19 protein-coding genes and 1 riboswitch are annotated in these 20,530 nt (G+C 65.3%); of the genes, 11 read left to right on the forward strand and 8 right to left on the reverse strand.

The features are described from left to right. Positions 1-21: 21 nt before the first annotated feature. From ISP25_RS18220 to ettA, 4 genes are all read right to left on the reverse strand, one after another. Positions 22-438 (reverse strand): VOC family protein, encoded by a 417-nt coding sequence (locus ISP25_RS18220; RefSeq protein WP_404615869.1) that lies wholly within the window; start codon positions 436-438, stop codon positions 22-24. A 63-nt stretch (positions 439-501) separates the two neighbouring features. Next, positions 502-1,014 carry a TrmH family RNA methyltransferase gene (locus ISP25_RS18225; protein ID WP_404615870.1) on the reverse strand — a complete coding sequence of 171 codons (513 nt, stop codon included), beginning with the start codon at positions 1,012-1,014 and terminating at the stop codon, positions 502-504. 109 nt (positions 1,015-1,123) lie between these two features. Continuing rightward, positions 1,124-1,942, reverse strand: coding sequence for an orotidine-5'-phosphate decarboxylase (gene pyrF / locus ISP25_RS18230; RefSeq protein ID WP_404615871.1), 819 nt, complete (start codon positions 1,940-1,942; stop codon positions 1,124-1,126). 225 nt (positions 1,943-2,167) lie between these two features. Next, complete coding sequence (gene ettA, locus ISP25_RS18235) at positions 2,168-3,829, reverse strand: energy-dependent translational throttle protein EttA (protein WP_404615872.1); 1,662 nt, start codon at positions 3,827-3,829, stop codon at positions 2,168-2,170. A gap of 162 nt (positions 3,830-3,991) precedes the next feature. Here ettA and ISP25_RS18240 point away from each other — a divergent pair, with 162 nt between their 5' ends. The 9 genes from ISP25_RS18240 (at position 3,992) to ldcA (ending at position 13,584) form a co-directional block, all read left to right on the forward strand. Then, positions 3,992-4,750, forward strand: a complete 759-nt coding sequence (locus ISP25_RS18240; RefSeq protein ID WP_404615873.1) for a sulfite exporter TauE/SafE family protein — start codon at positions 3,992-3,994, stop codon at positions 4,748-4,750. Between the two features lie 89 nt (positions 4,751-4,839). Beyond that, positions 4,840-6,108: a serine hydroxymethyltransferase gene (gene glyA, locus ISP25_RS18245; RefSeq protein ID WP_404615874.1), complete on the forward strand. Its 1,269-nt coding sequence runs from the start codon at positions 4,840-4,842 to the stop codon at positions 6,106-6,108. 10 nt (positions 6,109-6,118) lie between these two features. Beyond that, positions 6,119-6,817, forward strand: a complete 699-nt coding sequence (locus ISP25_RS18250; RefSeq protein ID WP_404615875.1) for a CTP synthase C-terminal region-related (seleno)protein — start codon at positions 6,119-6,121, stop codon at positions 6,815-6,817. Between the two features lies 1 nt (position 6,818). Continuing rightward, entirely contained in the window at positions 6,819-7,349 is a 531-nt protein-coding gene (gene nrdR, locus ISP25_RS18255; protein WP_192156870.1) for a transcriptional regulator NrdR, read from the forward strand. Positions 7,350-7,384: 35 nt separating this feature from the next. Then, positions 7,385-8,515: a bifunctional diaminohydroxyphosphoribosylaminopyrimidine deaminase/5-amino-6-(5-phosphoribosylamino)uracil reductase RibD gene (gene ribD / locus ISP25_RS18260; RefSeq protein WP_404615876.1), complete on the forward strand. Its 1,131-nt coding sequence runs from the start codon at positions 7,385-7,387 to the stop codon at positions 8,513-8,515. A 159-nt stretch (positions 8,516-8,674) separates the two neighbouring features. After that, entirely contained in the window at positions 8,675-10,183 is a 1,509-nt protein-coding gene (locus tag ISP25_RS18265) for a glycosyltransferase family 39 protein (RefSeq protein WP_404615877.1), read from the forward strand. A 108-nt stretch (positions 10,184-10,291) separates the two neighbouring features. Then, positions 10,292-10,470: riboswitch (FMN riboswitch) on the forward strand. A gap of 125 nt (positions 10,471-10,595) precedes the next feature. After that, positions 10,596-11,237 (forward strand): riboflavin synthase, encoded by a 642-nt coding sequence (locus ISP25_RS18270; RefSeq protein ID WP_404615878.1) that lies wholly within the window; start codon positions 10,596-10,598, stop codon positions 11,235-11,237. Between the two features lie 169 nt (positions 11,238-11,406). Further along, a complete protein-coding gene (gene ribB / locus ISP25_RS18275) occupies positions 11,407-12,498 on the forward strand; it encodes a 3,4-dihydroxy-2-butanone-4-phosphate synthase (RefSeq protein ID WP_404615879.1) in 1,092 nt (363 codons plus the stop codon). Between the two features lie 165 nt (positions 12,499-12,663). Next, entirely contained in the window at positions 12,664-13,584 is a 921-nt protein-coding gene (gene ldcA / locus ISP25_RS18280) for a muramoyltetrapeptide carboxypeptidase (RefSeq protein WP_404616344.1), read from the forward strand. Positions 13,585-13,653: 69 nt separating this feature from the next. On the opposite strand, the gene coaE is transcribed toward ldcA, so the two are convergent. From coaE to pilB, 4 genes are all read right to left on the reverse strand, one after another. Then, positions 13,654-14,262 (reverse strand): dephospho-CoA kinase, encoded by a 609-nt coding sequence (gene coaE / locus ISP25_RS18285; protein ID WP_404615880.1) that lies wholly within the window; start codon positions 14,260-14,262, stop codon positions 13,654-13,656. Then, positions 14,259-15,116 carry a prepilin peptidase gene (locus ISP25_RS18290; RefSeq protein WP_404615881.1) on the reverse strand — a complete coding sequence of 286 codons (858 nt, stop codon included), beginning with the start codon at positions 15,114-15,116 and terminating at the stop codon, positions 14,259-14,261. The genes coaE and ISP25_RS18290 overlap by 4 nt, the downstream gene beginning before the upstream one ends. Positions 15,117-15,251: 135 nt before the next feature. After that, positions 15,252-16,523 carry a type II secretion system F family protein gene (locus ISP25_RS18295; protein ID WP_404615882.1) on the reverse strand — a complete coding sequence of 424 codons (1,272 nt, stop codon included), beginning with the start codon at positions 16,521-16,523 and terminating at the stop codon, positions 15,252-15,254. 148 nt (positions 16,524-16,671) lie between these two features. After that, on the reverse strand, positions 16,672-18,393 hold the full coding sequence (pilB, locus tag ISP25_RS18300) for a type IV-A pilus assembly ATPase PilB (RefSeq protein ID WP_404615883.1): 1,722 nt from the start codon (positions 18,391-18,393) through the stop codon (positions 16,672-16,674). A 136-nt stretch (positions 18,394-18,529) separates the two neighbouring features. Between pilB and ISP25_RS18305 the strand changes: the two genes are divergently transcribed. Both ISP25_RS18305 and gmd read left to right on the forward strand, forming a co-directional pair. Next, positions 18,530-19,384, forward strand: a complete 855-nt coding sequence (locus tag ISP25_RS18305) for a glycosyltransferase family 2 protein (protein ID WP_404615884.1) — start codon at positions 18,530-18,532, stop codon at positions 19,382-19,384. A gap of 47 nt (positions 19,385-19,431) precedes the next feature. Beyond that, the gene (gene gmd, locus ISP25_RS18310; RefSeq protein ID WP_404615885.1) at positions 19,432-20,526 is read left to right on the forward strand and encodes a GDP-mannose 4,6-dehydratase; all 1,095 of its coding nucleotides are present in this window, start codon (positions 19,432-19,434) and stop codon (positions 20,524-20,526) included. Positions 20,527-20,530: the final 4 nt, after the last annotated feature.

The raw sequence follows: 20,530 nt of genomic DNA on the forward strand, positions 1-20,530 counted from the left end.
TCTCGCCAGGCGGGCGCAAGCTCAATGCTCGACCAGTTCGCCGCCCCAGCTGGCAGGGTCCGCATCGGCCACCGTCTGCGTGAACGTCCACAGGTGGCCGCCGATGTCCATGGCCGAATACTGGCGTTCGCCAAAGGGCCAGCTGGCCGGCTCGCGGACGATGCGCGCCCCCGCGGCGACGGTATGCGCATGATGTGCGTCGGCATCTTCCACCCGCACCATCACGGATTGCCGCGGCGGCTGTTCGTCGCTTTCCGGGCCGGCGTCGCTGACCACCATCGCGCCGTCACCGTAGACAAGCTGGATGCGATGGTCGCCGATGCGCAGCCTGGTACGGAACCCGAATGCCCGGCACAGCCAATCGGCGGCCTCGTGCACGTCGGCGTAGCCGAGCACGGGGATGATGGTGGCGTTCGGGATGGACCGGTTGGTGCGCATGAGTGGACCTCGATGCGGGGTGGCGACTTCAGCCAGGTGCCGTGGCGACGCTTCCTTCGAGGATCATTCCAGCTTTCGCGCGATGACGTAAGTGGCGATGGCGCAGGCACTGGCGACGTTCATCGAGGAATTCTCGCCGCGCATCGGGATGTGCACGGTGGCGTCCGAGGCGTCCAGCAGCGGCTGGCAGACGCCGGTGCTCTCGTTGCCGAGGACCAGGCAGATGCGCTCGCCGGGCGTGATGGCGAGCTCGGCGAGGTCGATGCTGGTCGAACTGATTTCCAGGCTGACGATGCGGTAACCGGCCCGTTTCAGCCCGGTCACGATCGGCAGCGGATCGTCGGCCTGCTCGAACGGCACGCGTTGCTCGGTGGTGCGCGCGGCCTTGCGTGCCTTCGGGTGCGCCGGCGTGCAGGAGCCGCCGGTCAGGAAAATCTTCTCGATGCCCAGCGCGTCGGCGAGACGGAACAGGCCGCCCACGTTCGCAGGTCGCCGTACGTCGTGCGCCAGCAGGCAGAGCGCGTGCTTCGCGGGCGCGGGCTGGTGCGTGCGGTGGCCGAGTTGCGTGTTCGACATGCCTGGAGGCGGCTGGTGGGTTTGTGTAGGAGCACCCTGTGCGCGATGGCTCTGGTACTGATCGGAGCAAAAGCCATCGCGCACAGGGTGCGCTCCCATGGAGGAGCAATCAGGCGCGGCGGTGCCGGTTGATGTTGTCGCGCAGTTCCTGCGCGGCCGCCCGCGCGGCCTGGGCGAAGTCTTCGCCGCTGCCGGCATAGAGGATGGCACGCGAGGAGGAGATCATCAGGCCGCTGCCGCCGGCCGTGAGGCCATGCCTGAGCACGGCTTCCACATCGCCGCCCTGCGCACCGATGCCGGGCACCAGCAGGGGCATGTCGCCGACGACGGCGCGCACGTGGCCCAGTTCCTCCGGCCAGGTGGCGCCGGTGACCAGTGCGCAGTTGCCGTGCGCATTCCAGTCGCGGGCGATGGTTTCGGCCACGCGCAGGTAGAGCGGCGCACCGCCGCAGTCCAGCGCCTGGAAATCCGCGCCGCCGGGGTTGGAAGTGCGGCATAGCAGGATCACACCCTTGTCGGCGCGCTCGAGGAAGGGGGCGATGGAGTCGCGGCCAAGGTAGGGATTCAGCGTCACCGCGTCCGCCTGGTAGCGTTCGAACGCTTCGCTGGCATAGTGCTGCGCGGTGCTGCCGATGTCGCCGCGCTTGGCGTCGAGGATCACCGGCACGCCGGGGTGCCGGGCGTGGATGTGCGCGATCAGGCGCTCCAGTGCATCCTCGGCGCGCAGCGCGGCGAAGTGCGCGATCTGCGGCTTGAAGGTGCAGACGAGGTCGGCGGTGGCGTCGACGATGTCGCGGCAGAACTCGAACACCGCGTCAGTATGACCCTGCAGGTGCGCCGGGAATTTTGCGGGTTCGGGGTCGAGGCCGACGCAGACGAGAGAACGGTTGCGCTGCCATGCGTTTTGCAGGGACTGCATGAAGTGCATCGGAATTTCCTCGTCGCCGCTTTGGTTTGCTCCCTCGCCCCTCCGGGAGAGGGTTGGGGTGAAGGACAATCTTGCGTTGCCGCCTGATGGTGGTGCTGTTCTTCCGGAGATCGGGGCCAGCCTTGGCCCCTCACCTCAATCCTCTTCCGCGCTCCTCAGAGCAGGGCCATCCATGGCCCTTCCCCACTCCCGGAGGGGAGAGGAGGCAAACGCAAAGAGTCGTGCTTACGCCAGCTTCTTGTACTTCACACGATGCGGCTTTGCGGCCTCGTCGCCCAGGCGGCGCTTCTTGTCCGCCTCGTACTCGTTGTAGTTGCCGGGGAAGAACTCGACGTGCGAGTCGCCTTCGAACGCGATGATGTGCGTGGCGATGCGGTCGAGGAACCAGCGGTCATGCGAGATCACGATCGCCGCGCCGGGGAATTCCAGCAGCGCGTCTTCCAGCGCGCGCAGGGTTTCCACGTCGAGATCGTTGGACGGTTCGTCGAGCAGCAGCACGTTGCCGCCCTGCAGCAGGGTCTTGGCCATGTGCAGGCGGCCGCGTTCGCCGCCGGACAGGCTGCCGACGATCTTCTGCTGGTCGGTGCCCTTGAAGTTGAAGCGGCCGATGTAGGCGCGCGACTGGATCTCGAAGTTGCCGATGGTGAGGATGTCCGAACCGCCGGAAACTTCCTGCCACACGTTGTTCTTCGGGTCGAGCGCGTCGCGCGACTGGTCGACGTAGGCCAGCTTGGTGGTGTGGCCCAGCTTCACCTCGCCCGAGTCCGGCGTCTCCTTGCCCATGATCATCTTCATCAGGGTGGACTTGCCGGCGCCGTTGGGGCCGATCACGCCGATGATGGCGCCCGGCGGCACCTTGAACGACAGGTCCTCGATCAGCACGCGGTCGCCGAACGACTTGGTGACGTTCTTGAACTCGATCACTTCCTGGCCCAGGCGCTCGCCCGGCGGAATGAAGATCTCGTTGGTTTCGTTGCGGCGCTGGTAGTCGACCGAGTTCAGCTCCTCGAAGCGGGCCAGGCGCGCCTTGCCCTTGGACTGGCGGCCCTTGGCGGCCGAACGCACCCACTCCAGTTCCTTCTCGATCGCCTTCTGGCGCGACTTCTCCTGGTTGGCTTCCTGCTTCAGGCGCGCGTCCTTCTGCTCCAGCCATTCGGTGTAGTTGCCCTTCCACGGGATGCCGCGGCCGCGGTCGAGCTCGAGGATCCACTCGGCGGCGTTGTCGAGGAAGTAGCGGTCATGGGTGACCGCCACCACGGTGCCGGGGTAGTCGTGCAGAAACTGCTCCAGCCAGTCGACGGATTCGGCGTCGAGATGGTTGGTCGGTTCGTCCAGCAGCAGCATGTCGGGTTTGGACAGCAGCAGGCGGCACAGCGCCACGCGGCGCTTCTCGCCGCCGGATAGCGGGCCGACCTTGGCGTCCCATGGCGGCAGGCGCAGCGCGTCGGCGGCCACTTCGAGCTGGCGCTCCAGCGCGTGGGCGTCGTTCGCGGCCAGGATGCCTTCCAGCTGTTCCTGTTCCTTGGCGAGCGCGTCGAAGTCGGCGCCTTCCTCGGCGTAAGCGGCATAGACCTCTTCCAGCCGCTGCTGCGCGTCGAGGATCACCGACACGCCTTCCTCGACCACTTCGCGCACGGTCTTTTCCGGATTCAGGTCCGGCTCCTGCGCCAGATAGCCGACCTTGGTGCCGGGTTGCGCACGCGCCTCGCCCTGGAAGTCGGTATCCACGCCGGCCATGATTTTCAGCACGGTGGACTTGCCCGCGCCATTGACACCGAGCAGGCCGATCTTCGCGCCGGGGAAGAAGCTCAGCGAGATGTCCTTGATGATCTGGCGCTTCGGCGGGACGATCTTGCTGACCCCGTTCATGGTGTAGATGTATTGCATGGGTGCTCCTCAGGGCAGCCCGCAGGCCGCGAAGGCGGTCTGGGCAGGCAGGGAAAAACTAAAGACCATCAATTATCGCCGATAGGCCGTTTTCCTGCCATGGCGGGCTGGCAAAATGCCGGCTAACTGGCCCGTTTCACGTCAATTCCGGATCCCGTGCCGATGCCCGCCGCCTGGTCGCTGCCCCTGCTCATCCTCGTCTCCTTTGCCGCCGGCGTGCAGAACGCGCTGGCGGGCGGCGGCTCGTTCATGACGTTCCCGGCGCTGCTGTTCGCCGGCCTCGATCCGCGCATGGCGAACATCGCTTCGACCATCGCGCTGTTCCCGGGACAGGTAACCACCGGACTGGCGGGGCGCAGGCAGGTTTCCGGCGCCGAGGGCCTGTCGTTCCGCATCCTGTTCTGGATCAGTCTGGCCGGCGGCGCGGCGGGCGCGGTGCTGCTGCTGGTGACGCCGATCAGCGTGTTTACCAGGCTGGTGCCGTTCCTGGTGCTGTTCGCCACCGTGGTATTTGCCTGGGGCAGCTTCTTCCGCAAGCCGCGCAAGGAAGGCGAGTCGCCCGCGCTGGGCCACAAGGCGGCGTTGGCGGCGCAGGTCGGCATCGCCATCTACGGCGGTTACTTCGGTGCCGGCATCGGCATCCTGATGCTGGCGGCGCTGACGGCGGCGGGGCTGGCCGTGCGCGTGGCCGGTGCCACCAAGAACGTGTTGGCGGCGGTGATGAACGCGGCGGCGGTGGTGATCTTCATGGTGCAGGCACACACGTTGCCATGGCGGCTGATCGCCTGCGTGGCGGTGCCGGCCATCGTCGGCGGCCAGATCGGCGCCTACCTGCTGCGCCGGGTCAACGAGAAGGTGCTGCGCGTGGTCGTGGTGTGCATCGGCATCGCATTGACCGTGGGGCTGTTCGTCAAGCAGTAAATCGTGTCCGGACGGCTATTCGCAGCCGGATGCACTGGCTGCGCTATCATGGACGGCCCCTTTCCCATCCCCGGATCCACGAGGTTCGAATGTTCCCGAAGGACTGCACCATCGCCGGCTACGACTCCGAGCTGGCCAAGGCCATTGCTGATGAAGGTCGTCGTCAGGAAGACCACGTCGAATTGATCGCTTCCGAGAACTACGCCAGTCCGCGGGTGATGGAAGCGCAGGGTTCCAAGCTCACCAACAAGTACGCCGAAGGCTATCCGGGCAAGCGCTATTACGGTGGTTGCGAGTACGTGGACGTGGCCGAGAAGCTGGCCATCGACCGCGTGAAGCTGCTGTTCGGCGCCGACTACGCCAACGTGCAGCCGCACTCCGGTTCGCAGGCCAACCAGGCGGTGTACTTCGCGCTGCTGCAGCCGGGCGACACCATCCTCGGCATGAGCCTGGCGCACGGCGGCCACCTTACCCACGGCGCCAAGGTCAACCTGTCGGGCAAGATCCTCAACGCCGTGCAGTACGGCGTGGACGGCAACGGCATTGTCGACATGGACGAGGTCGAGCGCCTCGCCCTCGAACACAAGCCGAAGATGATCGTGGCCGGCTTCAGCGCCTATTCGCAGGTGATGGACTGGGCGCGCTTCCGCGCCATCGCCGACAAGGTCGGCGCCTACCTGTTCGTGGACATGGCGCACGTCGCCGGTCTGATCGCCGCGGGCGTATACCCCAGTCCGCTGCCGCATGCGCACGTGGTTACCTCCACCACCCACAAGACCCTGCGCGGCCCGCGCGGCGGCATCATCGTCGCCAGCAAGCAGGGCATGGGCGAGGGCGCGGAGGAGATCGAGAAGAAGCTGCAGTCCATCGTGTTCCCCGGCATCCAGGGCGGCCCGCTGATGCACGTGATCGCCGCCAAGGCGGTGGCCTTCAAGGAGGCACTGGAGCCGGCCTTCAAGGACTACCAGGCGCAGGTGGTGAAGAACGCCCAGGCGATGGCCAAGACCATCATCGCACGCGGCTACAAGATCGTTTCCGGCGGCACCGAGAACCACCTCATGCTGATCGACATGATCGGCAAGGGCGTCACCGGCAAGGACGCGGAAGCCGCGCTGGGCAAGGCGCACATCACGGTCAACAAGAACGCCGTGCCGAACGACCCGCAGAAGCCCTTCGTCACTTCCGGCCTGCGCGTGGGCACCCCGGCCGTCACCACTCGCGGCTATCAGGAGGCCGATTGCGTGGATCTGGCGAACTGGATCTGCGACGTGCTCGACGCGCCGAACGACGAGGCGGTGATCACTGCCGTGCGCGCCAAGGTCGAGGCGCAGTGCAGGAAGTTTCCGGTCTACGGCTGAGCGATCCGGCATGCCAGCCCTGCAGGTAGGACTGATCGGCGATCGCAACGACGGGGTGATCGCCCATCGCGCCATCCCACTGGCGCTGCAGAAGGCGGCCGAGGCTTGCGAGATGACGGTCGAGCCGGTTTGGCTGCCGACCGATACGATCGGCGATGGGGCTGCACTGGCCGAGTTCGACGGACTCTGGTGCGTACCGGCCAGCCCTTATCGCGACATGGATGGTGCGCTTGCAGCCATTCGCGTTGCGCGTGAGCGGCACGTGCCCTTCCTGGGCACGTGCGGCGGCTTCCAGCATGCGGTGATCGAATACGCGCGCAATGTGCTGGGATGGCGCGACGCAGAGCATGCTGAAACCGCGCCCGATGCGCAGCGCCAGGTCATCGTGCCGCTCTCGTGTCCGTTGGTCGAGGTGACCGATGCCCTGCGACTGGTCGAGGGCTCCCGGTTGGCGAAAGCCTATGGCGTCACCGAGGCCGCCGAGGGTTACCACTGCAACTACGGATTGAACCCGGAATTCCGCACAGCGCTCGCCGATGGCCCGCTGCGCATCAACGCGGTGGATCGCGTCGGTGACGTGCGTGGCCTGGAGTTGGACCGCCATCCGTTTTTCGTCGTCACGCTGTTTCAGCATGAGCGTGGTGCATTGCAAGATCGGCTGCCACCGCCGGTGCGTGCATTCGTGCAGGCAATGATCGACACTCGCTGACATGCATTGCCCCTTCTGCCAGCACGAAGACACCCGCGTGATCGACTCGCGCCTCACCGACGATGGCTCCACCGTACGCCGTCGTCGCGAGTGTCCGCAGTGCGGCGAACGCTTCAACACTTTCGAGACGGCCGAGCTCAAGCTGCCTGCCATCGTGAAGAGCGGCGAGCGACGCGAGGCCTTCGACGAGCGCAAGCTCAGGGTGAGCTTCGAACGGGCGCTGCAGAAGCGCCCGGTGGCCAGCCACAACGTGGACAGCGCGGTGCGCGAGATCATCAACGACCTGCGCCGCAGCGGTGAGCGCGAGGTGCCTTCGCGCCAGGTCGGCGAGCTGGTGATGCGCGAGCTGAAGAAGCTCGACCAGGTAGCTTACGTGCGCTTCGCCTCGGTCTACCGCAAGTTCGAGGACGTGCAGGCTTTCCTCGAAGAAATCGCACGGCTGGAGCACGACTTGCCCGAGCTGGAAAAGCTGCAGTTGTCGCTGCTGGGCAGCGGCGAAGGTGCGGAGCCGCGCCGCTCCCGCAAAGGTTAGTCACCTTGCCGCTCTCCCCGGCGAGGAGGATCAGCATGAGCCAAGCCTTCACCGCCCTCGATCACCAGCACATGGCGCACGCACTGCGCCTTGCCGAGCGCGGCCTGTACACCACGCAACCCAACCCGCGCGTGGGTTGCGTGATCGCGCACGGCGACGAGGTGGTCGGCAGTGGATGGCACCGGCGCGCGGGCGAACCGCATGCCGAGGTGCATGCACTGCGCGAGGCGGGTGAACGCGTACGCGGAGCCACCGCTTATGTGACGCTGGAACCCTGTGCCCATCACGGCCGCACGCCACCCTGCGCGGATGCACTGGTCGCCGCCGGTGTGGCGCGCGTGGTGGTCGCGGCGGAGGATCCCTTCCCGCAGGTGGCCGGTCGTGGCATCGCAAAGCTGCGCGCCGCCGGCATGACCGTGGACGCCGGTCTGCTGCGTGACGAAGCGAGAGAACTCAACGTCGGCTTCTTCAGCCGCCTCGAGCGCGGTCGCCCTTTCGTGCGGCTGAAGCTGGCGATGAGCCTGGACGGCCGTACCGCATTGGCCAATGGGGAGTCGAAGTGGATCACAGGCGAAGCCGCCCGCGCCGACGGGCACCGCTGGCGTGCGCGCTCAAGCGCCATTCTCACCGGCAGCGGCACGGTGCTGGCCGACGATCCCCATCTCACTGTGCGCCTGCCGGTGGCCGAAGCCTTCGCGACGCCGTTGCGGGTGGTGCTGGACCGCGACCTGCGCGTGCCGGCGCACTTTCACGTGATGGATGCCACCGCGCCCACCCTGTGCATCCACGATGCGCAACGGGCGCCGCCAACCGTTGCGCCGGCGTCCGTGCGCCATGCAGGCGTGCTGCTGGACGGAAACGGGCGGCTCGATCTGAACGCCGTGCTGGCGCTGCTGGCACGCCTCGAAGTCAACGAACTTCACGTGGAAGCGGGCTCCCGGCTCGGCGGCGCTCTGCTGGTTGCGGGCTTGGTCGACGAACTGCTGTTGTACGTCGCCCCGGTCCTGTTGGGTGACCTGGCATGCCCGCTGCTGGAGCTGCCGCCGCTGGCGTCGATGGCCGAACGCTGGCGGCTTGCCGTGGTCGAGCAACGCCAGGTTGGCGTGGACTGGCGGCTGCGCCTGCGGCCACAGCCAGCACGCCCATGGGCGGTCTCGCCGGACTGAACGGCGACCAACGTCCACGACAACGGAGACAACGCTGAAACATTGGTGGCGTTGGATGGCTGGGGAATCCTGCCGATCTTGCCGTCCGCCATGCCGTCGATGTACGCCGATACCGTCTTGCGCCCCGCCTCGCCGTCGTTCATGCGGGAGCCTCGCCCCATGGTCGGCGCCAGCTGGTCCCGCGGCGACTGGACGTGGCTGGTGCTGCTGTCGCTGCTGGCCTTGGCCGCTCGCTGCATCCGCCTGGGCCACCAGCCGTTCTGGCTGGACGAGGTTTTCACCTACCAACGCATCCGCCTGGACACCGCGACGCTGATCGCCGACAGCTTCGCCAACCGGCACATGCCCAATTATTTCCTGCTGCTGCGCTCACTGATGCCGGCGCAGCCGGACTTCGCCGCGTTGCGCCTGCCCTCGGCGCTGTTCGGCGCGCTGTCGGTCGGCGTGGTGTTCGCGATCGGGCGACGGGTCGCCGGGCGTTTTGCAGGTTGCATGGCCGCGCTGTTGATGGCGCTCGCGCCGACCCAGGTGCAGTACGGCCAGGAAGCGCGTTCGTACGCGCTGCTGTTGTTGCTGGTCGCGATCGCGCTGTGGGGCCTGATAGGTCTGGCGCAGCAGCCGGTACGCGCCGCCCTGGGCTGGCGTCGCCCGGACAACCTGTGGCTGGGGTGGGTGGCCTGGTTTGCCGGAACCCTCGGTGCGCTGGACCTGCTGGGCGATGCGATGCCCTGGCTGCTGGCCTCCAACGGCGCGCTGTTCTGCATCTGGCGGCACCTGCGCGTGACGCATCCACCGGCCCTGGCGCATGGATTTCTGCGTAACTGGTTGTGGATACAGGCGTTGGTGCTGGCGTGTTGCCTGCCGTTCTACGTCGCGATATGCGTTGCCAGCAACGCGCGCATGCTTGATGTCTTCGACTGGGTACCCGCGCTGAGCTGGCGCGGGCTGTGGGTGGCGGCCGGCAGCATCTACCTGATGCGCCCGGCCGAGGTGGTGCAGTTCGGCCTGATGCCGGCAGGGGCGGCCGTGCTCTCGCCTTGCGTGGTGGTGCTCTGCGGGCTGGGGCTGTTCCGTCTGCGCGGGCGCATGGAAGGACGCGTGCTGGGCCTGGCCTTCGCCGTGCTTCCCCTGTTGCTGCTGGCGGTGTCGCTGGTCAAGCCGATGCTGGTGCCGCGTTACCTGCTGTGGAGCGCGTTGGCGTTCTTCGTGCTGGCCGGTGTGGGCGCTGCCGCGCTGCCGCAGCGGTGGCGGCCGATCATCGCGGTAGCGTTGCCCTTGCTGTGCCTGCTCAATCTGTGGCCGGTGTATCGCGTCGAAGCCAAGCCGCGCTGGGATCGCACCGCTGCCATGCTGGCGACAGTCGCTCGGCCCGGCGACACGATCTACGTGGACGATCCGAATGCCCCCGCGATGCTGTCGACCCTGCAGCCACGCAGCCAGCCGCCTTTGGCCAGCAAGGCCCTGGTGACCGGCCGGCTGGATCTGGCTGTGGCGCGCTGGAGGCAGGGCAGCCGGGTATGGGCGGTGAACGGGCGCTCGGCGCTGGGACAGCGCGAAAGTCTTGCGGGTTTCGAGGCGAAGCTCGCGGCACTCGGTCATCCGCAGCAAACAACGGCGTTGGGCCGCGAGATCACGGTGCTGGAGTTTGCGCCGCCTCCGGCGGGTTGATCCTGGTGTCGTGCGCCAGCGGAAACGCTGTGTCATGCCCCCGATCGGGGCTGCCAGGGGCATTGATGCTAGACTTTCGCTGTCGGCCCTTGAGGCCGGCGTTATGTTCAACGTCTTCAGGGCGGGGTGAAATTCCCCACCGGCGGTAGGTGTCCCCGCGGACACGAGCCCGCGAGCGCCTTCGCCGCAAGACGAAGGGTCAGCAGATCCGGTCCGACGCCGGAGCCGACGGTCAGGCCATCCCGGTTCACCGGGGCGGCGCACAGTCCGGATGAAAGAAGACGGTTCGACGCGCGGCCTTGCCGTGCGGCGGCCTCATGCCTTGGGGCGTTCTCGCTCGTTTCCATGGAGAACGTTTCATGATCCTGTTTGTGCCCCATGCCGTGGCGGCCTTCCCCGGGAGGCTGTGCTGATGTTCACCGGCATCATCCAGACCGTGGGCCGCATCGCGCGGCTCGAACCGCGCGGCGGCGACCTGCGTCTGCACGTCGATACCGCCAACCTCGACCTTGCCGATGTGCAGCTGGGCGATTCCATCGCCGTTTCAGGCGTGTGCCTCACCGCGGTGGCGCTGGAAGCGCGCGGTTTCGCCGCCGACGTTTCGAATGAAACACTGTCGCTAACCACGCTGGGCGGGCTCAAAGCGGGCGATCCGGTGAACCTGGAGAAGGCGCTGCGCCTTGCCGATCGCCTGGGTGGCCATCTCGTCTCGGGCCACGTCGACGGCCTCGGCAAGGTGGTGTCGGTGACGCCCGATGGCCGTTCGCAGCGCTGGACCTTCGAAGTGCCGGCCAGCCTGGCGCGCTACATCGCCGCGAAGGGGTCGGTGTGCATCGACGGCACCAGCCTTACCGTCAACGAGGTCGCCGGCAATCGCTTCGGCGTCAACCTGATCCCGCACACCGTCGAGCGCACAACCTTCCACGCGAAGCGCGCGGGCGACGCGGTGAACATCGAAGTGGACGTGATCGCGCGCTATGTCGAGCGGCTGGTCGCTAGCGGGGATGCGCCGAAGCTCGACGAGGCTTTCCTCAAGCAGCACGGCTTCGCCTGACGCCCCAGCTTGTCATGCCGGCGCAGGCCGGCATCCAGTGACAAGAAGGCGTCGCCAGGCGAGGGCGTGCATTGCTTCCGGCTGATCGTGATCTCGTGCGTTGTCGTTACTGGATGCCGGCCGCGCCGACATGATTGAAAAACAAACTCCTGAATCATCTGGATTCCCCATGAGCTTCAACACCATCCCCGAAATCCTCGACGACCTGCGCGCCGGCCGCATGGTGGTGATCCTCGACGACGAGGACCGCGAGAACGAAGGCGACATCGTGATGGCTGCGCAGATGGTGCGGCCAGAGGACGTCAACTTCATGGTGCGCGAGGCGCGCGGCCTGCTGTGCCTCACGCTCACCGAGCAGCGCACGAGGCAGCTTGGCCTGCGCCCCATGGTCAGCGACAACACGTCGCCGTACCACACCAACTTCACCGTCTCGATCGAGGCGGCCGAGGGCGTCACCACCGGCATTTCCGCGCACGATCGCGCGCGCACCATCCAGGTGGCGGTGAAGAGCGACGCGCAGCCGCAGGATCTCTCGCAACCCGGGCACATCTTTCCGCTCACGGCGCAGCCCGGTGGCGTACTGACCCGCGCTGGCCACACCGAGGCGGGTTGTGATCTCGCCGCGCTGGCCGGATTGGAGCCGGCCTCGGTGCTGATCGAGATCCTGCACGAGGACGGTTCGATGGCGCGTCGCCCGGAGCTGGAGGTGTTCGCGCAGAAGCACGGCCTCAAGATCGGCACCATCGCGGACCTGATCCGCTACCGGTTGGAAACCGAGAAAACCATCCAGCGCGTGCACGAGGAGGACGTCGACACCGAGTTCGGTCCTTTCCGGCTCATCGCCTGGCGCGACGCGATCCGCCACGGCCTGCACTACGCCCTGGTGCGCGGTACGGTGGACGATGGCGCGCCGGTGCTCAGCCGCGTGCACGTGCGCAACACCTTGTCGGATGTGCTGCACCTCAAGCGCGACGATCTGGGCCTCACCGTCACCAGCGCGTTGCGCCGCATCGCCGACGAAGGGCGCGGCGTGCTGTTGGTGCTCTCCGGCGAGGACACCCCGGATGCGCTGTTGGCCCGGCTCAAGCGCCAGCCCACGACGCTGGAGCCGGAAGCCGCGCAGCAGCAGGAATGGCGCCAACTCGGCCTGGGCGCGCAGATGCTGGCCGACCTCGGCGTGCACAAGCTGCGCGTGCTGGGTACGCCACGCAAGCTGGTGGGGTTGGGCGGCTTCGGCCTTGAAGTGGTCGAACACGTATAGGAGTGCCGCGAGCGCGATAGTCCTGTGTTTGGTCGAAGCCACGAAACGCCGTCAAACGTACACGGGGCGCTCCTGCACGATTGCCTGCGGCGTGCCACGCGCACGCCATATCTTGCGCGCCGCCTGCCCGCATAATCCGGGAATCCCAGCTGATTGACCATGGCCATGCCCGCGACCCGCGTCCGATTGATTGCCCCTTCCGGTTATCCGCGCGACAGCGTCGCGGTGGCACGCGGCGTGGATCGCCTGCGCGAGGCCGGTTGCACGCTGGACGGTCTGGACGTGCTGGATCGCATCGAACAACGCTACGCCGGCAGCGATGCCGAGCGTGCCGCCGACATCAACGCGCTTGCCACGCTGGATGTCTTGCCCGACATCGCGCTGGCGATCCGCGGCGGATACGGCGCCACGCGCCTGCTGGAACACCTGCACTACGGTGCGTTGCGCGAGCGCCTGGCGGGCACCGGCACCGTGCTGGTGGGACACAGTGACTTCACCGCAATCCAGTTGGCGCTGCATGCCAGGTGCGGCCTGATCACCTTTGGCGGGCCCATGTTCGATCCCGATTTCGACGCCGAGGTTCCGAGCGAACTGACCTTGCCGCATTTCTGGCGCACGATTCGTTCGACGCAGGGATGCGCCGAGTGGAACAGCAGTGCCGAGTGCGAACTGGAGGTCGAAGGCCCGTTATGGGGCGGCAACCTCGCCATGCTGTGCAGCTTGCTTGGCACGCCGTATTTCCCGCGCATCGACGGCGGCATCCTGTTCGTGGAGGACGTGGGCGAGCCGCCGTTCCGCATCGAACGGCTGTTGTACCAGTTGCATCTTTCCGGTGTGCTGGGGCGCCAGCGTGCCCTGTTGCTTGGCGACTTCACCGAATGCAGGCATGGCATTCACGACAACGGCTACGACCTGGCTGCAGGTCTGGCGCAGATCCGCCGCGTCATCGGCATCCCCGTGCTGGAAGGTCTGCCGTTCGGCCATGTGCCGGACAGGTTCACGCTGCCATTCGGCGTGCCGGCGCGATTGCGCGCGAATGGCGGCAAGGCGACGCTGGAATTCTCGGGCTACCCGCATTTGGGGTAGGAGCAAGCCTTGGTGCAACGGCTCCGGCGTTTGATCGAGGTCTGGGGACATCAAGTACAGGGTGCGCTCTTATCGGGCTGCGGCGAGCGCTAGGTAGCGCCGGTGCAGTGCGGCCACGGCCGCGTCCAGCGCGTTTTCGTCGCCACTGTTGTCGATCACGTCGTGGGCCAGCACGAGCCGCTGCTCGCGGCTGGCCTGTTGCGCCAGCATGCGCCGGGCCAGAGCCTCGTCGATGCCGTCGCGGGCGACCAGTCGGGCCAGCTGCAATTCCACCGGCGCATCGACCAGCAGCACGCGGTCGATCCAGCGGTAGTGGTCGAGGTTTTCGGCCAGCAGCGGGATCGCCAGCAGGCAGTACGGCGACGTATTTGCCAGCGCCCGTCCGTGCAGCCATTGGCGCACGCGTGGATGGATGATGGCTTCAAGCGTTTCCCGCGCCGCCGGGTCGGCGAACACGCGGCGACGCATGGCAGGGCGGTTCAGTCGGCCCTCGGCGTCCAGCGCCGTGTCGCCGAAGGCAGCAACCACGGCGGCGAGGCCTTCGCTGCCCGGCGCGACCACTTCGCGCGCGGCCACGTCGGCGTCGTGTACCGGTACGCCCAGTGCGATGAAGCGTTGCGTTACCACGCTTTTGCCTGCCGCGATGCCGCCGGTGAGCGCGACGATGTAACTGCTCATCGCAGGCCTGTGAGTCGCAGATAGATATGCAGCAGGCTGTCGCCAGCTACGAACCAGACCCAGCCGGCCATGGCGATGAAGGGGCCGAAAGGCATGGGTACGCCGCTTTCATGGCGGCGTAAAGCGATCAGGCTGCCGCCCACGATGGCGCCGATCAGCGAGGAGATGAGCACGATGGGCAGCAATGCCATAGGCCCCATCCAGGCGCCCAGCGCTGCCAGCAGTTTGAAGTCGCCGTGGCCCATGCCTTCCTTGCCGGTGAGCAGCTTGAACAGCCAGTACACGCTCCACAGGCTCAGGTAGCCGATGGCCGCGCCAACAATGGCGGCGGGCGTGGCGATGAACATGGCCTTCAGCGCCAGCAGCAGACCCAGCCACAGCAAGGGCAGGGTAAGTTGGTCCGGCAGCAATTGGGTTCGGAAATCGATGCCCGAGAGCGCGATCAGCGTCCAGGTGAGTATCAGGCCGGCAAGTGCTGGCCAGGTCGGGCCGAACTTCCACACCATGACGGCACTGAGCATGCCGCTCAGCAATTCCACCAATGGGTACTGGATCGAGATCCTGACCTTGCAATAGCGACAGCGTCCACCTAGCAGCAGCCAGCCGAACAGCGGGATGTTGTCCGCCGCCGACAATGGGTGCTTGCAGTGCGGGCAGTGCGAAGGTTCGCGCACGATGCCGGGCGGCAGGGTCTCGTCGGCAGCTTCCAGTTCCAGTATGTCGCGCGCCTCGCGGCGCCATTCTGCGGCCATGCGTTCGGGCACGCGCAGGATGACCACGTTGAGGAAACTGCCTACCAGCAGGCCAAGCACGGCGGCAAGGGCGATCCACACGGAAAGGGGCAAATCGGGCATGCGTGTCGGAGTAGGGCTACAGGGCGCTCAAAGCTTACGGTGTCGTTGCAGGAGCGCACTCTGTGCGCGATGGGCTCCTGCTTCGATCAAGCGCTAGAGCTATCGCGCACAGGGTGCGCTCCTACTGCAAGACGATCAGAATGTGCCGGCGAGCTTGAAGATCGGCAGGTAAAGCGCCACCACCATGCCGCCAACCACCACGCCGAGGATCACCATGATCATCGGCTCGAGCAAGGTGGAGAGGGTATCGACCGCGTTCTCGACCTCTTCCTCGAAGAACTCGGCCACCTTGAACAGCATATTGTCCAATGCGCCGGATTCTTCGCCGATGGCGGTCATCTGCACCACCATGTTGGGGAACAGGCCGGTCTGCTTCATCGCCAGCTGCAACTGGTGGCCCACCGAGATGTCGTCACGCATTTGCTTCACGGCGTCGCCGTAGACCACGCTACCGGTGGCGCCGGAGACCGAGTCCAGCGCCTCTACCAGCGGGACACCGGCATGAAAGGTGACGCCCAGCGTGCGGGCGAAGCGGGCGATGGCCGATTCGCGCATGATCTTGCCGAACACCGGCAGCTTCAGTGTCACACGGTCGAGAAAGTGGGCAAATTTCACTGAGCGACGCTTGCCTTCCACCAGGCCAACCACGCCCCCGATGACGACAAGGAGGATCAGCCACCACCAGCTTTTCATGAATTCCGAAGCGGCGACCACGAACTGGGTTGGGGCCGGCAGGGCAGCGCCTGCTTGCTTGAAGGTGTCCGCGAATACGGGCACAACGAACAACAGCATGATCATGCTGACCAGGAAGGCCACCGCCACCACCATGATGGGGTAGAACAATGCTTTCTTGATCTTCTTCTTCAGCGCCTCGGTGCGTTCCTTGTAGGTGGCCACGGTGTCCAGCACCGTATCCAGCACACCAGACGCTTCGCCGGCACGCACCAGGTTGCGATAGAGCTCGTCGAACTGCACCGGATAGCGCCCCAGCGCTTCGTGCAGCGACTGGCCGCCTTCCAGGCCTTGCTTCACGTCCATCAATATGTTCTTGAAGCGGACGTTTTTCTGGCCGTCGGCAATGATGTCGAAGGACTGCACCAACGGCACGCCCGACTTCATCATGGTGGCGATCTGGCGGCTGAACACCGCCACGTCGCGCGGCGTCACCTTGCTACCCGCGGAGCCGAACAGCGGCTTGGCGCGTTCTTTCACGTTCTGCGGGTTCATGCCCTGGCGGCGCAGTTCGGCCTTCACCAGCGAGGCATTCTTCGCCGGCATCTCGCCCTTCATGACCTTGCCACGCTTGTCCAGCGCCACCCAGTCATAGGTGGTGAGCTTGCTGACGGCGGAACGCTCGGCGCCGAGCGCGCGCGTGTCCTTCTTTACGGTGGCGGGTGCCGTAGCCATGCGTGTCCCCCTGATGGTGCGTTCCGGTAGCCATCTGGGCCGCGGAACCGTTCTGATACCGTAGCTTACGTCATTTTCCTACCGTAAAACCGTGGCGGCCGCCGCAGCTTCGCGGCTAAATCGATCCGGTGATTACAGCGGTGCCCGGTCAGTCCTTGGTCACGCGATCGATCTCGGTAAGGCTGGTGAGGCCCTGTTTTACCTTGAGCATGGCCGAGGCGCGCAGGTCGTTGATGCCAGCCGCCCTGGCGACTTCGGCGATCTGCAGCGCGTTGCCGCCCTGCAGCACGATCTTCTGGATCTCTTCCAGCATGGGCATCACCTGATAGATGCCGACGCGCCCCTTGTAGCCCTCGTTGCACTCGTCGCAGCCCACCGCCTCGTAGAGGGTGAATCCTTCGTCGATCTCTTTCTGGGTGAAGCCGGCGGCCAGCAGGGCTTGTGGCGGCAGGTGCTGCTCGCGCTTGCAACTGTGCAGGCGGCGCGCCAGGCGCTGGGCGATGATGAGGGTGACAGAGGAAGTAATGTTGTATGGCGCAATGCCCATGTTCATCAGGCGCGCGATGGTCTGTGACGCATCGTTGGTATGCAGGGTGGAGAGCACCATGTGGCCAGTCTGCGCGGCCTTGATCGCAATCTCGGCGGTTTCCAGGTCGCGGATCTCGCCCACCATGATCACGTCCGGATCCTGGCGCAGGAAGGAGCGCAGCGCGCTGGCGAAGGTCATGCCGCGCTTGACGTTCTGCTGCACCTGGTTGATGCCCTCGACGCGGATTTCCACCGGGTCTTCGGCCGTGGAGATATTGCGCTCGGCGGTGTTCAGCATATTCAGGCCGGTGTACAGCGACACCGTCTTGCCCGAACCGGTGGGGCCGGTGACCAGCACCATGCCGTAGGGTTTGTGGATGGCGTCGATGAAGAGTTTCTGCTGGTCCGCTTCGTATCCCAGCTTCTCGATGCCGATCTTCGCCGCCGCACCGTCGAGAATACGCAGCACGATCTTCTCGCCGAACAGCGTGGGCAAGGTGCTGACGCGGAAGTCCACCGCGCGGCTCTTGCTGAGGTTGAGCTTGATGCGGCCGTCCTGCGGCACGCGTTTTTCGGCAATGTCGAGCTGGGCCATCACCTTCAGGCGCGAGGCGATGCGGTTGGACATCTTCAACGGGGGGCTGGCCACCGCGCGGAGCATGCCGTCCATGCGCAGGCGCACGCGATACTGGGTTTCGAATGGTTCGAAGTGGATGTCCGAAGCGCCGCGCCGAATCGCGTCCACCAGTATCTTGTTGATGAATTTCACTACTGGGGCGTCGTCGTTGGCATTGGCGTCGATGCCGGTCGAGCCTTCCTCACCGTCGCCGCCTTCGGTATCCAGGTCGCTGAAGTCTTCGCCGCCCATGTCGGGCATCACGTCGTGCATGCTGCTGAGCGCGACGTCGATAGCGCGATTGAGCTGGGCGCGTTCGACCAGGATCGGCTCCACCATGCAGCCGGAGTGGAACTTGATCTCTTCCAGCGCATTCAGTTGCATCGGGTCGGCGATGCCGACGAACAGGCGTTTGCCACGTTGGAACAGAGGCAGGGCTCGGTGCTTGCTCAGCAGGGCCTCGCTGACCAGGCTGATCGGCAACTGCGCCGGGTTCATCGCCGTCACGTCCAGCATCGGCATGCCGAATTCCTGCGAGGCCAGGCGCAGCAAGCGCAGGCCATCCACCATGTTTCGGTCCAGCAGCCACGAGGTCAGGGTGGCGCGTTGTTGGGTGCTTTCCTGCACCGCGCGGCGCGCATCCGCCTCTGGTAGCAGGCCTTCGGTCACCAGTCGCCGGGCAAGCCCGGTCAGCCCCATGAGTGGCGTTTGCATTGTAGATGACATGAATGGCGCCCCTTGGATCTTTAGATCTGCGGCCGAATCTACCCCAGTCCGCCTCGCAGGTCATCAAGGGGGTGATAGGCGCAGTCGCCGGGCCGGCTTCACGTTATGATCCGCGGAGACCTAGGGGAACCCGCCGTTGAACCGCCTCAGCATTATCCTTCCCGCCAAGAACGAAGCCCCGGCGCTGGCCGAATTGTTGCCACGCTTGCGCATTGCGCAACCCGATGCCGAAATCATCGTAGTGGACGACGGCTCCACTGACGGTACTCGTCTGGTTTGCGCCGAAGCTGGCGTTGTCTGCCTTTCGTCACCGTACTCGATGGGCAACGGCGCAGCCATCAAGCGCGGCGCTCGCGCAGCTCAGGGTGACGTGCTGGTGTTCATGGATGGCGACGGCCAGCATGATCCGGCCGATGTGGCGCGCCTGCTGGGCAAACTGGATGAAGGCTACGACTTGGTGGTCGGTGCGCGCGACTGGGACAGCCAGGCTGGAGTGGGCCGTGGCGTCGCCAACACCCTCTACAATTGGCTGGCCACCCGCATGACTGGGCACCAAGTCGCTGACCTCACCTCCGGCTTCCGTGCCGTGCGTGCGGACAAATTCCGCGAATTCATCTATCTGCTGCCCAATGGGTTCAGTTATCCCACCACCAGCACCATGGCCTTCTTCCGCAGCGCCTACCCGGTGGCTTACGTGCCGATCAAGGCGGCGCAGCGAGTAGGTAAGAGTCATATCAAGCCTCTCAAGGACGGCGTGCGTTTCCTCCTTATTATTTTCAAGATCGCCACGCTGTACTCGCCCCTCAAACTCTTCGTGCCGGCCAGCGGGCTGTTCTTTTTGCTGGGTTGCGTCAATTACGCCTGGACCTTCATGCACTATGGCCGCTTGACCAATGGCAGCACGCTATTGTGGAGCGCTGCGGTAATTGTGTTTCTGATCGGGTTGATATCGGAGCAGATAACATCCCTGATTTATCGGCAAAATCAGTAATGATGGCGCGGCCAAGATCGTCACACTGAATTAGAGATTATCCATCAATGGAAGCAGCAACAAAGCGTGCGTTGATCACCGGTGTTACCGGTCAGGATGGCGCCTATCTGGCCGAATTCCTACTTGATCGTGGGTACGAGGTTCATGGGATCAAGCGGCGCGCATCCTCCTTCAATACCAAGCGTATCGACCATCTTTACCGCGATCCGCATGACGCTGGGGTGCGCTTTTTCTTGCATCATGGTGACGTCACGGATTCTTCCAGCATGATCCGTATCATGCAGCTGGTGCAGCCGGATGAGGTCTACAACCTGGCCGCCCAAAGCCATGTGGCTGTGTCGTTCGAACAACCGGAATATACTGCCGATACCAATGCGCTTGGCACATTGCGTCTACTGGAGGCCATTCGCATTCTAGGGCTGCGTCAGCGTACCCGCTTCTATCAGGCATCGACCTCCGAGATGTACGGACTGGTGCAGGAAACCCCGCAGCGCGAAAGCACGCCATTTCATCCGCGCTCTCCCTACGCGGTAGCGAAGCTCTATGCGTACTGGATTACGGTGAACTACCGCGTCGCGCACGGCATCCATGCGAGCAACGGTATCCTGTTTAATCACGAATCCCCGGTGCGGGGAGAAAATTTCGTTACTCGCAAGATCACTCGCGGTCTCGCGCGTATCAAGCTCGGATTGCAGTCGTGCCTGTATCTGGGAAACCTAGATGCGAAGCGGGACTGGGGGCATGCGCGTGACTATGTTGTTGCGCAGTGGCTGATGCTGCAGCAGGACCAGCCGGATGACTATGTGATTGCTTCGGGTCACCAGTACAGCGTCCGCGAGTTCGTCAATGCGGTCGCACGTGAAATGGATATTCGCCTAACTTGGCGGGGCAACGGCTTGGACGAGCAAGGTATCGACGACGATGGGCGGGTAATCGTCGCCGTCGACCCGCGCTATTTCCGCCCGGCGGAGGTGGATACCTTGCTGGGCGACGCCTCGAAGGCAAAGAGCAAGCTCGGCTGGTCACCGACCGTCGGTTTCAACGAGCTCGTACGCGAGATGGCGCAGACCGATTTACTAGCCGCGCAGCGCGATGAATTGATTACCCGGCACGGCTACCGTGCCGACGATTTCAACGAGTAGCGTG

Source organism: Rhodanobacter hydrolyticus (genome assembly GCF_044904645.1).

Excerpts from the sequence above, each read along its gene's own strand:
- ISP25_RS18295 (WP_404615882.1), bottom strand. The coding sequence starts at position 16,523 with ATGGCTACGGCACCCGCCACCGTAAAGAAGGACACGCGCGCGCTCGGC.
- glyA (WP_404615874.1), top strand. The coding sequence starts at position 4,840 with ATGTTCCCGAAGGACTGCACCATCGCCGGCTACGACTCCGAGCTGGCC.
- ldcA (WP_404616344.1), top strand. The coding sequence starts at position 12,664 with ATGCCCGCGACCCGCGTCCGATTGATTGCCCCTTCCGGTTATCCGCGC.
- nrdR (WP_192156870.1), top strand. The coding sequence starts at position 6,819 with ATGCATTGCCCCTTCTGCCAGCACGAAGACACCCGCGTGATCGACTCG.
- ISP25_RS18270 (WP_404615878.1), top strand. The coding sequence starts at position 10,596 with ATGTTCACCGGCATCATCCAGACCGTGGGCCGCATCGCGCGGCTCGAA.
- ISP25_RS18240 (WP_404615873.1), top strand. The coding sequence starts at position 3,992 with ATGCCCGCCGCCTGGTCGCTGCCCCTGCTCATCCTCGTCTCCTTTGCC.
- ribB (WP_404615879.1), top strand. The coding sequence starts at position 11,407 with ATGAGCTTCAACACCATCCCCGAAATCCTCGACGACCTGCGCGCCGGC.
- ISP25_RS18290 (WP_404615881.1), bottom strand. The coding sequence starts at position 15,116 with ATGCCCGATTTGCCCCTTTCCGTGTGGATCGCCCTTGCCGCCGTGCTT.
- pilB (WP_404615883.1), bottom strand. The coding sequence starts at position 18,393 with ATGTCATCTACAATGCAAACGCCACTCATGGGGCTGACCGGGCTTGCC.
- gmd (WP_404615885.1), top strand. The coding sequence starts at position 19,432 with ATGGAAGCAGCAACAAAGCGTGCGTTGATCACCGGTGTTACCGGTCAG.
- ISP25_RS18225 (WP_404615870.1), bottom strand. The coding sequence starts at position 1,014 with ATGTCGAACACGCAACTCGGCCACCGCACGCACCAGCCCGCGCCCGCG.
- ISP25_RS18220 (WP_404615869.1), bottom strand. The coding sequence starts at position 438 with ATGCGCACCAACCGGTCCATCCCGAACGCCACCATCATCCCCGTGCTC.
- ISP25_RS18250 (WP_404615875.1), top strand. The coding sequence starts at position 6,119 with ATGCCAGCCCTGCAGGTAGGACTGATCGGCGATCGCAACGACGGGGTG.
- ettA (WP_404615872.1), bottom strand. The coding sequence starts at position 3,829 with ATGCAATACATCTACACCATGAACGGGGTCAGCAAGATCGTCCCGCCG.
- pyrF (WP_404615871.1), bottom strand. The coding sequence starts at position 1,942 with ATGCACTTCATGCAGTCCCTGCAAAACGCATGGCAGCGCAACCGTTCT.
- coaE (WP_404615880.1), bottom strand. The coding sequence starts at position 14,262 with ATGAGCAGTTACATCGTCGCGCTCACCGGCGGCATCGCGGCAGGCAAA.
- ISP25_RS18265 (WP_404615877.1), top strand. The coding sequence starts at position 8,675 with ATGGTCGGCGCCAGCTGGTCCCGCGGCGACTGGACGTGGCTGGTGCTG.
- ribD (WP_404615876.1), top strand. The coding sequence starts at position 7,385 with ATGAGCCAAGCCTTCACCGCCCTCGATCACCAGCACATGGCGCACGCA.